Source organism: Bordetella genomosp. 11 (assembly GCF_002261215.1).
Classification (GTDB): Bacteria; Pseudomonadota; Gammaproteobacteria; order Burkholderiales; family Burkholderiaceae_B; genus Bordetella_C.
Genome location: NZ_NEVS01000001.1, coordinates 1,372,627 through 1,387,327 on the forward strand (window position 1 = coordinate 1,372,627; position 14,701 = coordinate 1,387,327).

Here is a 14,701-nt window from a genome sequence, read left to right on the forward strand (position 1 = left end):
TGCCGGTAACGCGCGGCTATGTCTCCCAGGACAGTACCAGCGATTCGAACTCCGTCATGCGGGGTATCGTCACGCGCACGCGCTCGCCCTCCTGAAGGTAGGGGACAGGCGTGCCGGCTACCGCCAGCTCGGCGCCCACGCAGCGCGCACCGGCGGGCAGCCGCACGGCCAGCCGCAGCTCGTGCAGCGGGATGACTTCTTCGACCGCGCGGCGATTGCCGCTGCGCATCCCGCCGTGGGTGTTGAAGTTCACCAGCGTGACCACGCGGCTTCCGGGCTTGTCCATGACGGAGGTATCGATCAGCCCCGGGCCGTCGATCGTCACCAGATCCGACCACCCGGGCGCGGCACGCAAGGCCTGCGCGAGCAGGCGCATGGGGTCGCGCAGGCCGAAATGAAAGCCGATGCGGTCGGGCTCCCATGGGAAATACACCAGGCTGCCGGCGCCGATCCTGCGGCTCAGCAACAGCGGGATATCCGTGATGCCTGCCGCGGCATTGAATTCCGGCACGCTCATGCCGCTGCCGGGCCGCGCCTCCACGGGCGGCACCAGCCGCAGGACGTCGGCATCGTCCGCCAGGCCGGCTTCGAAGCGGCACACACCGCCGGCCAGGGGCAGCAGGTCGGTGTCGCCCGTGTCCGCCAGTACCGGATGATCCCGGCGGCCGATGAGCGCATAGGCGGCTTTCAGGTCGGTACGGGTTTCGCCGGTATAGCGGGCGCCCAGCAGGCTCGAGATCAGGGGTTCCGTGCGGGGATTGCCCCAGCGGTCGCAGAAGCCGGTGCGGTAGGTCGCGACGACGTGGCCGCCCCCTTCCATATAGTCCTGCAGAATCCGCGCCAGCGCCTCGTCCATGCATGCCAGATTGGGCAGCAGCACGGCTTTGTAGCGGGCAAGCGATCGCGCCGACAGATTCTTGTCGGACAGCAGGTCGAAGGGCAGGCGGCCGTCCATCAAGGCGTTGTAGGCGCCGCGAAAGCCGTCCAGGTAGTTCAGGTCGGGCTGTGCCGCGCCGGTATAGTCCAGGCAGGTGCGCGAATACACCAATGCGACTTCGGCGGCGGAGCGGCGATCCTGATAGACGTCGCCGCGTTCGTGGAAGAACCGGAACAGCGCGCGCATGGGCTCCAGCCCGCGCCGGTCGAAGTGCTCGGAAAAATAGCCGGTCAGGTGCAGCCACGGACGCGCCCCATTGGCGACCATCTGCGCGGCCCACACGCGGTTCTCCGCGACCGGCGCGTGGGTGAAGCGCCACCAGGGATAGAAATAGCTGATGGTGATGCCCGACCCGCGCTGATCGTCCATGCCTTGCGCGTAGCGCGCTTCCATGCCGGGCCACCATAGATTGCAGTAGCGGCGCTGCGCCTCCAGCACCACGCCGTCGGCGTGCGGGATCGTCATGTCGATGTCCCAGCCGCCCTTGCGCGTGTGGTCCCAGGATTCGATGACCTGGCTCAAGGGCAGCCACGCGCACGCGGGGCGGACCTCGTCGATGACGGCCTTCACCATGCGGTTCCAATCCGCGATGCGCGTGTAGCGCCACTCGTTGTATTGCTTCCAGACGGGATCGTTCCAGTCTTCGCGTTCGGGGAAGTCCTTGCCGAAGGCCTCGCGGAACGAGGTGCGGCAGCGATCGCAATAGCAGCGTCCGGTACTCCACGGCGAGAATTGCGCGGCGTTGGCCCACAGTCCGTCCAGCGCATGGCGCTCGACGATCTCGCGCACGACGTCGATCATGAAAACGCGGAAATGGTCGCCGTTGGGGCAGGTCAGGTAGAAATCGTGCAGCTTGATGGGCTGGCCGTCCGCGTCGCGTGCGAAGCGTTCCGGATACCGGGCGTAGGCCTGTGGGCTGCCCAGGCTGGGGTCGATGCGGCCGATGGCGCGGATGCCGGCGGCGTGCAGCGCGGCTATCGTTTCGCCGACCAGGTCGCGGCCGTCCAGGGACGGGCTGACCGGGTGGTCCGGCAAACGCGTCGGGTAGAACGCGGTCACGCCGCCGACGCTGAAGCCGAGCGCCCCGAGCGAGAACGAGCGCGCCAGCTCGACCAGTTTTCCGGGATCCCACCGCGAGGCGTCGTCCGCCCGCATGGTCGTGATCATGGCCAGGCTGTCTTTCAGCCAACGATGGTCCAGGTCAGGCGTCATGGCTATTCGTCTCCACGGGATGGGGAAAGAATTCGCGGAACTTGTCGGCCTCGTATCGGCGAAAGGCCGGCGAGGCACGCAGGCGCACCAGCAGGTCCTCGTCTTCCGATGTCCATGCGCCGGCCTGCAAGCTGTGGGCGTTCGTCTGCAGCTGATCGGCGTTGTCCACGCCGACGATCAACACGTCGGGACGGTGCAGGTTGACCCATTTCAAAGCCATCTGCGCCAGCAGTGCCTTGTCCGGGATGCCTGCCTGGGCGCCGATCTGGAACAACGCCCCTTTGAAGAAAGCTTCGCGCGCGACGCAGCCCAGGCCGGCCGCGCGCGCCGCCGGCAACACCGTTTGCAGGGCTTGCGCGTCGCCGAGGTTCAGGTCCACGTTGACGGCGTCGAACCCGCCGCTCCGCATCATGGCCAGGTACAGGCGTTCGCCGGAGAACGAATCCGCCACGGCATGGCGGATCAGCCCTTCGCGCTTCAGGGCCGCCAGATTGCCCGCCAGGGTGGCCATGTAGTCCGGATCGTTGTCGATGGACCAGTTCAGCAGGCCCACGTTGAACAGGTCTATGCAATCGCGGCCCAGCAGTTTCAGGCCGCGCTGGACTTCGGCGCGCAACAGGGCGTAGTCCAGCAGCTTGCGGTTGTTCTCGTCGTAGCCGTAGCACATGCCTTCCGGCCGGGTTTGGATGTGGATGTCGTAAGGGGGCGGCATCTCGCGCAGGTTGCGGCCCAGCGCTTCCTTTTCCGAATCGATCGTCACGTCGAAGACATTGATGCCCAGGTCGTAGGCGGCCGCCAGCACCTGGCGCCGCTTGGGGCCGCCATAGCCCTCGCCCACGTAGCCCGGCGAGACGGCCTGCTTCATGTTTTCGTTGAAGCCGCGCGACCTGCCGTCGGGCAGGTATTCGTGGCCGCCCAGGGCCAGGCGGGAAAGCCGCAGGCCGGTCGAACCGAAAGGACGCCGCTCCAGCGGCGCGGATGTCGCGGACGTGTCAGCCAAGATCGTTCTCCACGGAAGCCAGGGCGGCGGCGCCCGCCTGGCACAGCATGGTGTCTTCCGATGCCAGGGCGCCGCTGGCGCCGATGGCGCCCACGCACAGGCCGCCGATGCGCAGGGCCACGCCGCCCTGGATGGGAAATGCCTCGGGCTGGCCCAGCACCGCCAGGCGCCCGTTGGCCAGCCGGTCGTCGAAGACGGCCGTATCGCGCCGGTAGGCGGCGGCGCTGGCGGCCTTGGCCAGGGCGACCTCGCCACTGCCCCAGGGCACTTCGTCCATGCGTTCGAAATACAGCAGCCGTCCGCCGTCGTCGACGATGGCGACCGCTACCTTCAGCGCGTATTGGCGCGCGGTATCCAGGGCATGCTGCGCGACGCGCTTGGCGGCGTCCAGTGTCAGCACGGGCTTCATGGGTGAGTGGAATGATGGTTGCATGGGCGGCGGAAAGTCATGAAACATGGGAACGAATGCGAGAACGAGAGGCGCGGGGATCCCGGCCGTGCCTCTCAGAAGCGTCAGTCGATGGAGATGTGCGCGTCCTGGACGATCCTGGCGAATTTGGCGACCTCGCTGCGCACGGTGGCACCGAAGTCCGATGGCGAGCTGCCGACGGGTTCGGCGGCGAACGATGCGAGGGCGGCCTTCACGTCCGGGTATTGCAGGGACTTCACGATGGCGTGGTTCAGCCGCCGGGTGACGTCCGCCGGCAGTCCCGCGGGGCCGAACACGCCCCACCAGGAGGTGAACTCGAATCCCGGTACGCCGGCTTCGGCCAGCGTGGGCACGCCGGGCAGGGCGGACGAGCGCTGCGCGGTCGTCACGGCCAGCGCGCGCAGCTTGCCGTCCTTGATGAAGCCCATGGCCGGGGGCGGGTCGCTGATCGCGACCTGGACCTGGCCGCCGAGCAATGCGGTGATGGCCGGACCGGAACCGTTGTATGGCACGTGGGTCATCCTGGTATGCGTCATCAGCTTGAACATCTCGCCCGATAGATTGGTGCCAGTGCCGTTGCCCACGGACGCATAATTCAACGCGCCCGGCCTGGCCTTCAGGTCCGCGATCAGTTGCGGGATGGACGTGATCGTCGAGGTGGACTGGACGAGGAATACGAAAGGAAAGGTGGCGACCTGGGAGATCGGCGTGAAGTCCTTGATCGCATCGAAGGGCATCTTGTTTTTGTACAGGGCCGGCGCGATGGTGTGCGTCACCGAACCGTAGACCAGCGTATAGCCGTCCGGCGCCGCCTTGGCGACAAAGGCCGTGCCCACCAGCGTCCCGGCGCCCGGCCGGTTCTCCACGATGACGGGCTGTCCCAGCTCCTGCCCCATATGCTGCGCCAGCGCGCGCGCCGAAATATCGGTGCCGCCGCCAGGCGCGTAGGGCACGATCAAGCGGATCGGCCTGGATGGATAGGGTTCGGCCGCATGGGCGGAGGGCGATCCGAGCGATAAGGCGGCCGCCACCCCCAGGCCGAGCGTATAGAGACGCGCAAGCTTCATTGTCTTCCTCCTTGTGATCACTATGTGTATATTCATAGCGCGGCGGTCTGTGTCGCCTGCCGGGAAATAATAAGTTCAGGAAACTGACCGGACAATGAAATCGGTGAAAACCATTGAATAACGAACACTATGTGAACATGATGGACGCCGCCGGGCCGGCCGACGCGGGGGATCCGGCCGGCGAGGCGCGCGAGCCCGTGCGCGGGGCGCAATTGGTCAGCTTCGCGGCGCGGGTGCTGCGTGCCCTGGCGGAGAACACGCGCGAGGGCGCGCGCATTGTCGACCTCGTGGCGCGCACCGCCTTGCCGCGCGCCACCGTGCATCGGCTGTTGCGCGGCCTGTGCGCGGAAGGACTGGCGATGCGGGATGGCGATGGACGGCACTATCTGGGCGGCTTGGCATTCGAGCTCGGGCTGGCCGCGGAACAGCAATTCCCCCTGCGCGAAATCGCCGCGGCCTCGATGGCGCGCATTTCCACCGAAACCGGCGATACCTGTTTTCTGATGGTGCGCAGCGGCGCCGATGCGGTATGCATCGCCCGCCATGAAGGCGGCTATCCGGTCCGCGCGCTGACGATCGACGTCGGCAACCGGCGGCCGCTGGGCGCGGCAGCCGCCAGCCTGGCCCTGCTGATGCATATGCCGGCCGCGGAATGCGAGGCCTATATCGAGCGCAATGCGTCGCGCATCGCCCGTTACGGCATGCTCGACGCCGACGTCGTGCGCCGCATGGTGGCGAATGCCCGCCGTTTGGGCTTCGCGCTGAATCACGACAACATCCTCCCGGAAGTCAGCGCGGTCGGCGTGGCGATCCCCACCCGGGCGGGGCGGCCCTACGCCGCCCTGAGCGTGGCGGCCCTGAGCAGCCGCGTCATGAAGGATGACCGTTACCTGGCGATCGCGGCGCTGCTACGGCGGGAGGCCGACGAAATCGCCGGCCAGCTCGGCATCGGGCGGACAAGCGCGGACTATTGACACGCGCGGAGGGTGCCGTGCCGGGGATGCGGAACGGTGTGGTGTAGACATTGAACAGGAGCCTTGTATGGATGCCTATTACAGCGTCGCCCTCGTGACGCTACTGTCCGGACTGCTTTGTTTCGGTATGGCGCTGGCCAGCGCGCGCGCGCATATGAAAACCGGCATCGCGCCGCCGGCGATGACCGGGGCCCCGCTGCTGGATCGCACGGTGCGGACGCATGCGAACACGCTGGAATGGATGATGATCTTCCTGCCCGCCCTGTGGTTGTTCGCGATCTATTGGAGTCCGTTCTGGGCGACCATCCTGGGCCTGGTCTGGATCGTTGGCCGCTTGATCTACTTCGCCGGCTATGTGGCGGCGGCCGAAAAGCGCTTCCCCGGCTTCGCCATCCAGGCGCTTGCCACCACGGTGCTGGTGCTGGGCGCGCTGGGGCGGATCATCTACCTGATGACGCAGCAATAGGGGATCGGACCGGCGCTACTGCGGCTGGAAACCCGAAATCTCCACGACGTGCTTCCATTTGGCGTAGTCGGCTTTCATCTGCGCCGACAACTGGGCGGGACCGGCGGCCACGACCTGTATGCCTTGTTGCAGCAGGTAGGCCTTCATCTCCGGGCGCTCCAACACGGCATCCACCTTGTCGGCGATGCGCTGCTGCAGATCCTTGGGCAGGCCGGCCGGCCCGTAAATGGCGAACCAGATGATGGCCTCGAAGTTCTTGATGCCCAGTTCGCTCACGGTCGGCACATCGGGCATCAGCGGCGAGCGCTGCAACGACGTGACGGCGAGCGCGCGCATGCGGCCGCTCTTGACCGGCTCCAGCGACGTCATGATGACGTCCAGCATCATGTCGACGTGACCGCCCAGCGCGTCCACCAGCGCCGGTCCGCTGCCCTTGTAAGGGATATGGTTGAGTTTGATGCCCGCCTCGGCGGCGAAGTATTCCGTGCCCAGGTGGCTGGATGTTCCCGGGCCGCCCGAGCCGTAGCTGATGCGCCCCGGCTCCGATTTCGCCAGCGCGATGAATTCCTGCAACGTCCTGGCGGGAACGGCCGGATTGACCACGATCAGGTCCGGAATGCTGCCGATCATGGTGATGGGCGTGAAATCCTTGAAGATGTCGTAGGGCAGGGATTTGAATACGCTGGGATGCATGGCATGCGTGGAGATGGTGCCGATCATCAGGGTATAACCGTCCGGCTTCTGCCGGGTCAGCCACGACGAGCCGACCAGCCCTCCGCCGCCGACCCGGTTTTCCACGATCATGGGTTGATCGGTCTGCTTGCCCAGTTCATCGGCCACCCGCCGCATCACCAGATCCGTCGATCCTCCGACGGCGAACGGGACGATGAAATGGACCGGCCTGTCGGGCCACTTCGCCGCCGTTTCCTGGGCGCCGGCCGGCGTCCCGCAGAGCGCCGCGGCCAGTGCCAGCAACGTTCCGAATTTTCCCCTTGTGCTCATGATTGAGATCCTTCTCATCGAGTCGTAGTAAAAAGACATGCGCAGGGGAAATCCCCCCGGACATGGTACGAACAACGCGCGGCCTGCCACACATAGTGGCGCTTATAGACCTATAGATCAGACACGATGCAGTCCGTGGACCTACACCTCCTGCCGCATTTCGACGCGCTGATTTCCCTGCGCAGCGTATCCAAGGCCGCCGCCCAATTGGGGATTACCCAGCCCGCGATGAGTTCCGCGCTAAGCCGCCTGCGCCACCTGTTCGGCGATCCGCTGCTGACCCGGCACGGCAACTCCTTGCGGCCCACCGAGCGCGCGATGCACCTGCATCGGGAGTTCAGGCCGCTGCTGGAAGCCTGGCTTACCGAAACGGCCGGCGCCGTGGACTTCGACCCGGCCGCCGCGCACAAGGACTTCAATGTCTACGCCAGCGACTATATCCAGTTCGCCGTGCTGCCCGCGCTGGTCGGAAAGCTGCGCGCGGCGGCGCCGCATCTGCGCCTGCGCATCTTGCCGCCCACGCTGCATGGCGGCCAGGACATGCTGACGCAGAACCACATCGAGCTGTACATCGGCCATTACCCGGACCCACCGGATAGCCTGCGCGCGTGTGTCCTGTTCGAAGAGAGCGCCTGTTGCCTGGTGCGCGAAGGGCACCCTCTGCTGGCCCGCCCCTGGGACCTGGACACTTTCCTCGATCACGAGCACATGGATGCGGTGGGGCATGCCGGCTACTTCAACACGCAGCTGGACGCCGCCTTGTCGGCGCAGGGGCGGCGCCGGCGCGTCGGCATCGTGCTGTCCAGTTATCTGGCCGTGCCCTTCGTGCTGCACGCTTCCGACATGATCGCGACCTTGCCCGCCAGCATGGCCGGCGCCTTGGCGCCCTTGAGCGGCACCGTGGTGCTGCCGGCCCCCTTGCCCTTGCCCCGCCTGCGCATCGCCATGTTCTGGCATGGACGCCACCAGAGCGATCCCGCGCACGCGTGGCTGCGCCGCTTCATCCTGCAGCAGGTGCCTGGCAACGTCACGGCAACGGCGGGCGCCGCGCCGGCGCAATGAAGCCCTTCGCGCGGCAGCCTCAGCCGCGCAGGCGCCGCATCTGCTCGCCGTAATGGGTTTCCGCCCACTCGCGGGACACGATGCCGTCGGCCAGGTCGTCCGCCACGTCGGCGGCGGCGCGCTCGGGCGCCGGGCCCAGCCCGCCGCCGCCTGAGGTCTCCATGCGAACGCTTTGCCCGGCCAGCAAGGTCATGGCGGCCGGCTTGGACGACAGTTCGCGTACCGTGCCATCGGCCTCGTGCAGTTCCAGCCGCGCGCGGCGTCCGGGACCCGCGCCCAGCGCGCCCGTGGCCTGGCCGACCTTATGGGAATCGGCGCGTGCGGTGAAGACCATGCCGTCGGCCAGGCTGCGGATCTGCCGCCGCAGCCCCATGCCGCCCCGGCGCCGGCCGGCGCCGCCCGAATCCTGCACGTAGGCGTATTCATCCACACGCAACGGGTATTCGTTCTCCAGCGCCTCCACCGGCAGGTTGGACGAGTTGGTCATGTGGACATGGATGCCGTCCATGCCGTCGGCGTCGGCGGTCGCGCCCGACCCGCCGCCTATCGATTCCAGATAGACGAACTCGCCCGCGCGATGGGCGTTGCGTCCGGAGAAAACGATGGCCGGACAGACATCGTTGCCGGCGCCCATCACCCGGCTTTCCGGCAGCACGCCCCGGAAAGCGCCGAAGATGGCGCCCGCCACTTTCTGCGCCGTCAGCGAGCGCGCGCCCACGGCCGCCGGCGAATCCGGATTGACGATACTGCCTGGCGGCAGGCGGATCTCCAGGGGCTCGAACAGGCCTTCATTGGCCAGCAGGGCCGGATCCAGCAGGGCCTTGGCGGCATAGTAGACGCAGGCGTTCAGCGCGTTCACCGGCAGGTTCATGGCGCCGCGCGCCTGCCGGCCCGATCCGGCGAAGTCGAATACCAGCCGGTCGCGGTCCACGGTCACGGACACCCGGATGGCGATCGGATCGCCGTCGCCCAGCCCGTCGTCGTCCAGCCAGTTCTCGAAGGTGTAGGTGCCTTGTTTCAGCTCGGCGATACGCATGCGCAGGCGATTGCGCGTGTAGACGATGACGTCCTCCACGGCGCGCAGGGTTTTCTCCAGGCCCATCTGGCCGATCAGCTTCCTGACCGCGGCCGCGCCGCGTTCGTTGGTGGCGATCTGCACCTTCAGGTCCAGGGTGCGTTCCTCGGGATCGCGCGTGTTGTGGGAGATCAGGTTCAGCAAGTCCTCGTCCAGTACGCCTTCGCGCAGGATGCGGATGACCGGCAGCCGCAGGCCTTCGGCGTAGATGGACCGCAGGCCGCCCGCGATGGAGCCGGCCACCACGCCGCCGAAGTCCGAGTGATGGCCGATGTTGGCGGCGAAGAACACCAGGCGGCCGCCGTGGAAGACCGGCGTCACCACATTGACGTCGGGCAGGTGGCTGCCGGCGGCCAGGTAGGGATCGTTGCAGATATAGGCGTCGCCGTCGCGGATGCCGTCCGTTCCGTAGCGTTGCAGTACCGTCCTGACCGCCCCGTTCAGCGAGCCCAGGTGCAGCGGGATCTGGGTTCCCTGAGCGACCAGCCGGCCGGCGGCGTCGAACAGCGCCACGGAGCAGTCCTTGCGCTCCTTGATATTGGTCGAGAACGAGGAGCGCACCAGCGTGTTGTTCATGTCCTCGGTGATCGACAGAAGCCGGTTGTTGAAGACTTCCATCTCGATGGGATCGTGCACTGCTTCCTGCTGTTTCATTTCCGTCCCCTGGGCCGTGGGTCTATGCGATGTCGATGATCAGGTTGCCGTAGGCGTCCACCGTCAGGCTGTGTTCGGGTTCGATCACGGTGGTGGAGCTCATCTCCTCTATCACGGCGGGACCGGTCAGCCGGGCGCCGGCGGCGAGGTCGCCGCGGTGGTACACGGCGGCCGGCATCCAGCCGTGGCGTTCGCCGAAATGGATCTCCCGGCTGCCGCGTGGCCGGTCGCCGCCGCCGTCCGCCAGCAGGGCCATCGGCGCCTTGGCGATGGTGCCGATGGCCTTCATGCGGCAGTTGATGATCTCGATCGGCCGGGTCGGCACGTCGTAGCCGTACTCCTTCCTGTGCGCGTCGTGGAACGCGGCCTCGAAACGGGATAGCCCATCGTCGGCCACCGCCTCCATCGGCACCTGCACTTCGAAGTTCTGTCCCACGTAGCGGGCGTCGATGAAGCACTGATAGCGGCGGTCGGCGGGCGGCACCTGTTCGTCGTCCAGCCAACGGTCGGCGGCCGCGCGCAAGCCGTCGAAGCGGTCGCCGATGCGCGGCCAGTTGCCGGCCTGCACCAGCGCGATCTCGCTGGCGACGAAGTCGAAGGAAATATCCGTCAGCAGGATGCCGCGCGCGCACATATTGCCGGGTGCCGGCGGCACGATGACGGTGGGAATGCCGCACTCGCGCGCTACGCCCAATGCGTGCAGCGGGCCCGCGCCGCCGAAGGCGAACAGGGCGAACTCCGACAGATCGTAGCCGCGCTCGGTGGATACGGCGCGGATGGCCCGGCTCATATTCGCGTTGGCGATACGGATAACCCCCTCGGCCGCTTTTTCCAGGCCGATGCCCAGGGGCTCGGCGATCCGCTCGCGCAGCGCCGCCTTGGCGGCGTCGGCATGGATCGGCATTTTGCCGTCCAGGACGCTTTGGGGATTGAGGCGATGCAGCGAAATCTGCGCGTCGGTCAGCGTCGGCTGCTCGCCGCCGCGGCCATAGCCGACCGGTCCGGGCACCGCGCCCGCGCTTTGCGGACCTACCTTCAGCGAGCCGGCATCGTCCAGCCAGGTCAGGCTGCCGCCGCCGGCGCCGATCACATGGATATCCACCATGGGCGTTTTCACCGGGTAGCCGGCCACGCTGCGGCTGGCGCTGAACATGGCCTGGCCGTTGGCGATCAGCGATACGTCGGTGCTGGTGCCTCCCACATCGAAGGTGACCAGGTTGGGATAGCCGATGGCGCGACCCATCATGGCCGCCCCTACCACGCCGGCCGCCGGGCCGGACAGGCAGGTCTTGACCGGAAAGCGGCGCACGGCCTCCACCGACATCAGGCCGCCGTTGGAATGTATGGTGAAGGGCTCCTGGCGTACCCCGGCTTCCTTCACGCGATTCAGGAAGTTCGCCAGATAGCTTTCCATGCGCGGTCCCACCTTGGCGTTGAGGACCGTCGTGGAAAATCGCTCGTACTCGCGGAATTCCGGCAGGACTTCGCTGGACAGGCAGATGTAGGCATCCGGCAGAATCTCCCGCACGATGTCCCGGCTGCGCTGTTCATGCGCCGGATTGCGATAGGAATGCAGATAGCAGATCGCGATGGCGTCCACGCCCTCCGCCTTGAGTTCCCGCGCGGCGCGCCGTACTTCTTCTTCGTCCAGCGGCTCCAGCACGGCGCCGGAGGCCTCCACGCGCTCGCGCACCTCCTTGCGCCAGCGGCGCGGCGCCAGGGGCTCGGGCTTGCGCACGCCGTAATCGAAGTTGTGCGGCCGCGTCTGGCGTCCGATGTCCAGGATGTCGCGAAAGCCCTTCGTGGTGATCAGCGCGCAGCGCGCGCCCTTGCGCTCGATGACCAGGTTGGTGGCCACCGTGGTGCCGTGGCCGATGTGGCGTATTTCCGCGGGGTCCAGGCGGTTTTCGGCGATCAGTTCGGTGACGCCGCGGTGGATCGCCTCCGAAGGATCATCCGGGGTGGAAGGCACTTTGTGGAATACGGTCCGGCCGCTTTCCGCGTGCACCAGCACCAGGTCGGTAAATGTCCCGCCCACGTCGACACCGATTCTGTACATCTTCCCCTCCGCCCTCATGTCCAAAGATGCGGAAATGGTAGGGAAGGGGGCCGGGGCGCGCCAGCCCGGGCGGCTCTATGAGGCTATACAGCGGCGTTTATGGGCGCATGGCCAGGCCGTATGCCGCGGCCTCGCTTTACCTGGAATGAATACCGTCGCGAAGCTGGCGCGGATGGCGGCGGCCAAAGAAGCCGCGAGCGTCGTGTTCCCGGGATTCAGGATGGGTCGACACGTGCCTTTGCCGCCACGCCGGGCACGCCAACGCGGATGTTGTGCGAGTACCGCGTTGGGTCCAGGGTGGCGCGTGCGCGTTCGGTATAGCGGCCGGCGCGCCGGTATGCCGCCACGCTGCCGGCGCCCTCGAGCGCGCCCAGGCGATACAGGTACTCGGGCAGGTAGCCCGATAGCAGCAGCCGGTAATCCATCGGCAGGCCGGGCACGATCCTCTTGGCCAGCTGGTACACGATGGTCGTGCAATTGGCGGTCAGTGTGTTGTAGAAACGCGGCTTTGCCGCCAGGCGGGTAGCCATGTCCACATACGACAGGAACAGGGAGCGGGCGGCGCCCTCGGGCATGCGCACGCGGTACAGATAGCTGTCCTCGCCCCGCACGTTGGTGCGCACGCGCAGGCTGTCTTCTTCGGTGGAAGCCAGTACCGCCAGCTCGTATCGGCGGAAGAAGCCGCCGATCTCGGAAAAAACATCGTCCACCTTGCGGCGGATTTCGACCGAGAACACCACGTACTGCCCACCGTCGAAACCGAACGACACCATGGCGTGGGCGATCGCCGGCCGGCCCCAATACGACAGCACCAGGTCCACCGATCGCAGGCACGACAGTCGATAGACGCGCGTTTCCCAGCGGGCGTCGTAATCGGTCGCCGAACGCCAGGCGAAGTTGCGCACGTTGTGCAGGGTGACGATGTCGCCGTCGACCGCGCCCTGGGTCAGCCGGGCCACCTCGGGCATCCACTGGCGCTCGTTGGAAGGCCGCACACCCAGCCACCACCAGGCCAGCAGGACCAGTAGCGCCGCGCAGAACAGCCAGGCGGGCAGATGATGGCCGCGCGCCAGACCGATCAGCGCGGCGGTAGCGACGGCGAGCCAGCCCAGGGGCAGGAGGACGCGCGCCCAGCCTGCCCGCGACGCCTGGAACCAGAGCGCGAAGGCGCCCCAGATGGCGGACGCCAGTATTGCCGGCACGATCGCGCTTTGCAGGATCATGGGGCCGTCATCCGCGGGACAGGATCGGCCGCGGCGGAGCCGGCTATTGCGCGAGTACCGGGGACCACAGGCATGCGGCTGCGATGCGCCTCATCATTGTCGAGACTCGGTGGTGGGTTGCGGCCGCGCATTGCGTGCGACGGCCTCGCGGTCCTGGCGGCGCCACCCGGCGCGCCGCTGGCCGATCTGCCGGATCGCCGCTTGCGACATCTTCCACCAGCCAAAGGGACGCGGGTCGGCCAGCATGCTCAGTGCGCGGGCATAGTCCAGCGTCAGGCCCGGCGTCCAGGCCATGGTCAGGGCGCGCTTGCGGATCTGCGCCGCCACCCATAGTTCCGGCGTCAGCAGCAGCCGCAGCAGCAGGCCCCAGCCGGCGCGCGCGCCATGCAGTCGGCCGACCACGCCGTCCAGCGCCGCCTCCAGGGCGTTGGACACCGAACTGGAGCAATTGCGATATGTCAGGTTGTAGGTCGTGTTCTCGCGATAGCCGTCCCAGAACGCCTGCAGCTTGGCGGCGTCATAGTTGCGGATGCGTACTTGCACGGTGGATGGGCACCATGCCTTCGATTCGGTGCGGTAGTCGGGCTGGAAGATGCCGGGGACGTTGTTTTCGGCCGTGGCGCGCAGCAGCGTGCCGAACTGCTCAGGGGAATGATCGATTTCCGCGGCCGGATACAGGCTGACGTATACGCCTTCGGGCGACTCCAGCGCCGCATGGCCGGTGGACACCACTCCATTGACGTCGACGGCGGCGATATACCGGTCCACCACGGGGTAGTTCCGCGTCTGCGCCTTGGCCGAGCCGGACGGCGTCCAGACATGCACCGTCAGCGCCCGCTCGGATGCCAGCGGCGGTCCTTCGAACACCGTCCGCGCCGCAGCGTCCTCGCGCGTGGGCATGAACTCCGGGTTCGGGTTGTCGGCAAGGGCGGGGTTGGAGTCCAGGTGGCGGACGCGGCGCGCCAGCGACAACAGCTTGATCCCCGCAAAGGCCAGGAACAGCCCCAGGCAGTACGGCACGGTGCCCACATAGTGGGTGGGATAGGGCTGGAAGAAGAAGATCGCCAGCAGTACTTCGGCCACCCCGGAGGCGAAGACGTAGCGCCAGCGCTCGTAGCGCACCACGTAGGCGGCGGTGCACTGTATCAGGCCGTCCACCAGGAACAGCAGGCCGAACATCATGGATAGCACGAAATGCCCGTGATGGTGGCCGGCCAGGATCAGGGCGCCGGCGGCCAGCACGAACACGCCTTTGACATAGCGCAGCACCCGCTGCCCGCCCACCCCCGACTTGGCGATGGCCAGCGTCGCCAGGCCTTCGATGACGAACAGTACCGCGAAGAAATTGAGGGGGAAATACAGGGCGCCGTCCAGCGCGTCGATGAAAACGACGATGCCCGCCAGCAGGAATATCCAGCCGGCGACGACGAGGGCTTGCGCGCGCTTGCGCAGATAGTCGACACCCAGCAGCAATAGGACGAGATGGCTCATTTTCCCAGGCCTGGCGCGCCAATGCGCGGTGGTTCGATCGGATCGCCGC

Annotated in this window: 12 protein-coding genes; 3 read left to right on the forward strand and 9 right to left on the reverse strand. The window is 67.1% G+C overall.

The features are described from left to right. Nucleotides 1-16: 16 nt before the first annotated feature. The 4 genes from CAL28_RS06155 to CAL28_RS06170 all read right to left on the reverse strand — a co-directional run bounded on the left by CAL28_RS06155 (nt 17) and on the right by CAL28_RS06170 (nt 4,646). Nucleotides 17-2,149, reverse strand: a complete 2,133-nt coding sequence (locus CAL28_RS06155) for a beta-galactosidase trimerization domain-containing protein (RefSeq protein WP_094840456.1) — start codon at nt 2,147-2,149, stop codon at nt 17-19. After that, a complete protein-coding gene (locus CAL28_RS06160; protein WP_094840457.1) occupies nt 2,139-3,149 on the reverse strand; it encodes an aldo/keto reductase in 1,011 nt (336 codons plus the stop codon). Before CAL28_RS06160 ends, CAL28_RS06155 begins: the two co-directional genes overlap by 11 nt. Then, a complete protein-coding gene (locus CAL28_RS06165; protein WP_176463888.1) occupies nt 3,142-3,558 on the reverse strand; it encodes a GlcG/HbpS family heme-binding protein in 417 nt (138 codons plus the stop codon). The genes CAL28_RS06160 and CAL28_RS06165 overlap by 8 nt, the downstream gene beginning before the upstream one ends. A gap of 104 nt (nt 3,559-3,662) precedes the next feature. After that, nucleotides 3,663-4,646: a Bug family tripartite tricarboxylate transporter substrate binding protein gene (locus CAL28_RS06170; RefSeq protein ID WP_094840459.1), complete on the reverse strand. Its 984-nt coding sequence runs from the start codon at nt 4,644-4,646 to the stop codon at nt 3,663-3,665. A 113-nt stretch (nt 4,647-4,759) separates the two neighbouring features. Here CAL28_RS06170 and CAL28_RS06175 point away from each other — a divergent pair, with 113 nt between their 5' ends. Then, the gene (locus CAL28_RS06175; RefSeq protein WP_094840460.1) at nt 4,760-5,620 is read left to right on the forward strand and encodes an IclR family transcriptional regulator; all 861 of its coding nucleotides are present in this window, start codon (nt 4,760-4,762) and stop codon (nt 5,618-5,620) included. Nucleotides 5,621-5,687: 67 nt separating this feature from the next. Next, nucleotides 5,688-6,086, forward strand: a complete 399-nt coding sequence (locus CAL28_RS06180; RefSeq protein ID WP_094840461.1) for an MAPEG family protein — start codon at nt 5,688-5,690, stop codon at nt 6,084-6,086. A gap of 15 nt (nt 6,087-6,101) precedes the next feature. Here CAL28_RS06180 and CAL28_RS06185 read toward each other — a convergent pair whose 3' ends face one another. Then, a complete protein-coding gene (locus tag CAL28_RS06185) occupies nt 6,102-7,088 on the reverse strand; it encodes a Bug family tripartite tricarboxylate transporter substrate binding protein (RefSeq protein ID WP_176463889.1) in 987 nt (328 codons plus the stop codon). A gap of 135 nt (nt 7,089-7,223) precedes the next feature. On the opposite strand from CAL28_RS06185, the gene CAL28_RS06190 reads away from it, so the two are divergent. Further along, nucleotides 7,224-8,150, forward strand: a complete 927-nt coding sequence (locus tag CAL28_RS06190) for a LysR family transcriptional regulator (RefSeq protein ID WP_176463890.1) — start codon at nt 7,224-7,226, stop codon at nt 8,148-8,150. Nucleotides 8,151-8,169: 19 nt separating this feature from the next. Here the strand turns inward: CAL28_RS06190 and CAL28_RS06195 are convergent, their stop codons facing one another. The 4 genes from CAL28_RS06195 to CAL28_RS06210 all read right to left on the reverse strand — a co-directional run bounded on the left by CAL28_RS06195 (nt 8,170) and on the right by CAL28_RS06210 (nt 14,652). Continuing rightward, nucleotides 8,170-9,879, reverse strand: coding sequence for a hydantoinase B/oxoprolinase family protein (locus CAL28_RS06195; protein ID WP_094840464.1), 1,710 nt, complete (start codon nt 9,877-9,879; stop codon nt 8,170-8,172). A gap of 22 nt (nt 9,880-9,901) precedes the next feature. Then, nucleotides 9,902-11,938: a hydantoinase/oxoprolinase family protein gene (locus CAL28_RS06200; protein WP_094840465.1), complete on the reverse strand. Its 2,037-nt coding sequence runs from the start codon at nt 11,936-11,938 to the stop codon at nt 9,902-9,904. Nucleotides 11,939-12,153: 215 nt separating this feature from the next. Beyond that, nucleotides 12,154-13,161 carry an Lnb N-terminal periplasmic domain-containing protein gene (locus tag CAL28_RS06205; RefSeq protein WP_094840466.1) on the reverse strand — a complete coding sequence of 336 codons (1,008 nt, stop codon included), beginning with the start codon at nt 13,159-13,161 and terminating at the stop codon, nt 12,154-12,156. Between the two features lie 93 nt (nt 13,162-13,254). Next, nucleotides 13,255-14,652 (reverse strand): HdeD family acid-resistance protein, encoded by a 1,398-nt coding sequence (locus tag CAL28_RS06210; RefSeq protein WP_094840467.1) that lies wholly within the window; start codon nt 14,650-14,652, stop codon nt 13,255-13,257. Between the last annotated feature and the right edge of the window lie 49 nt (nt 14,653-14,701).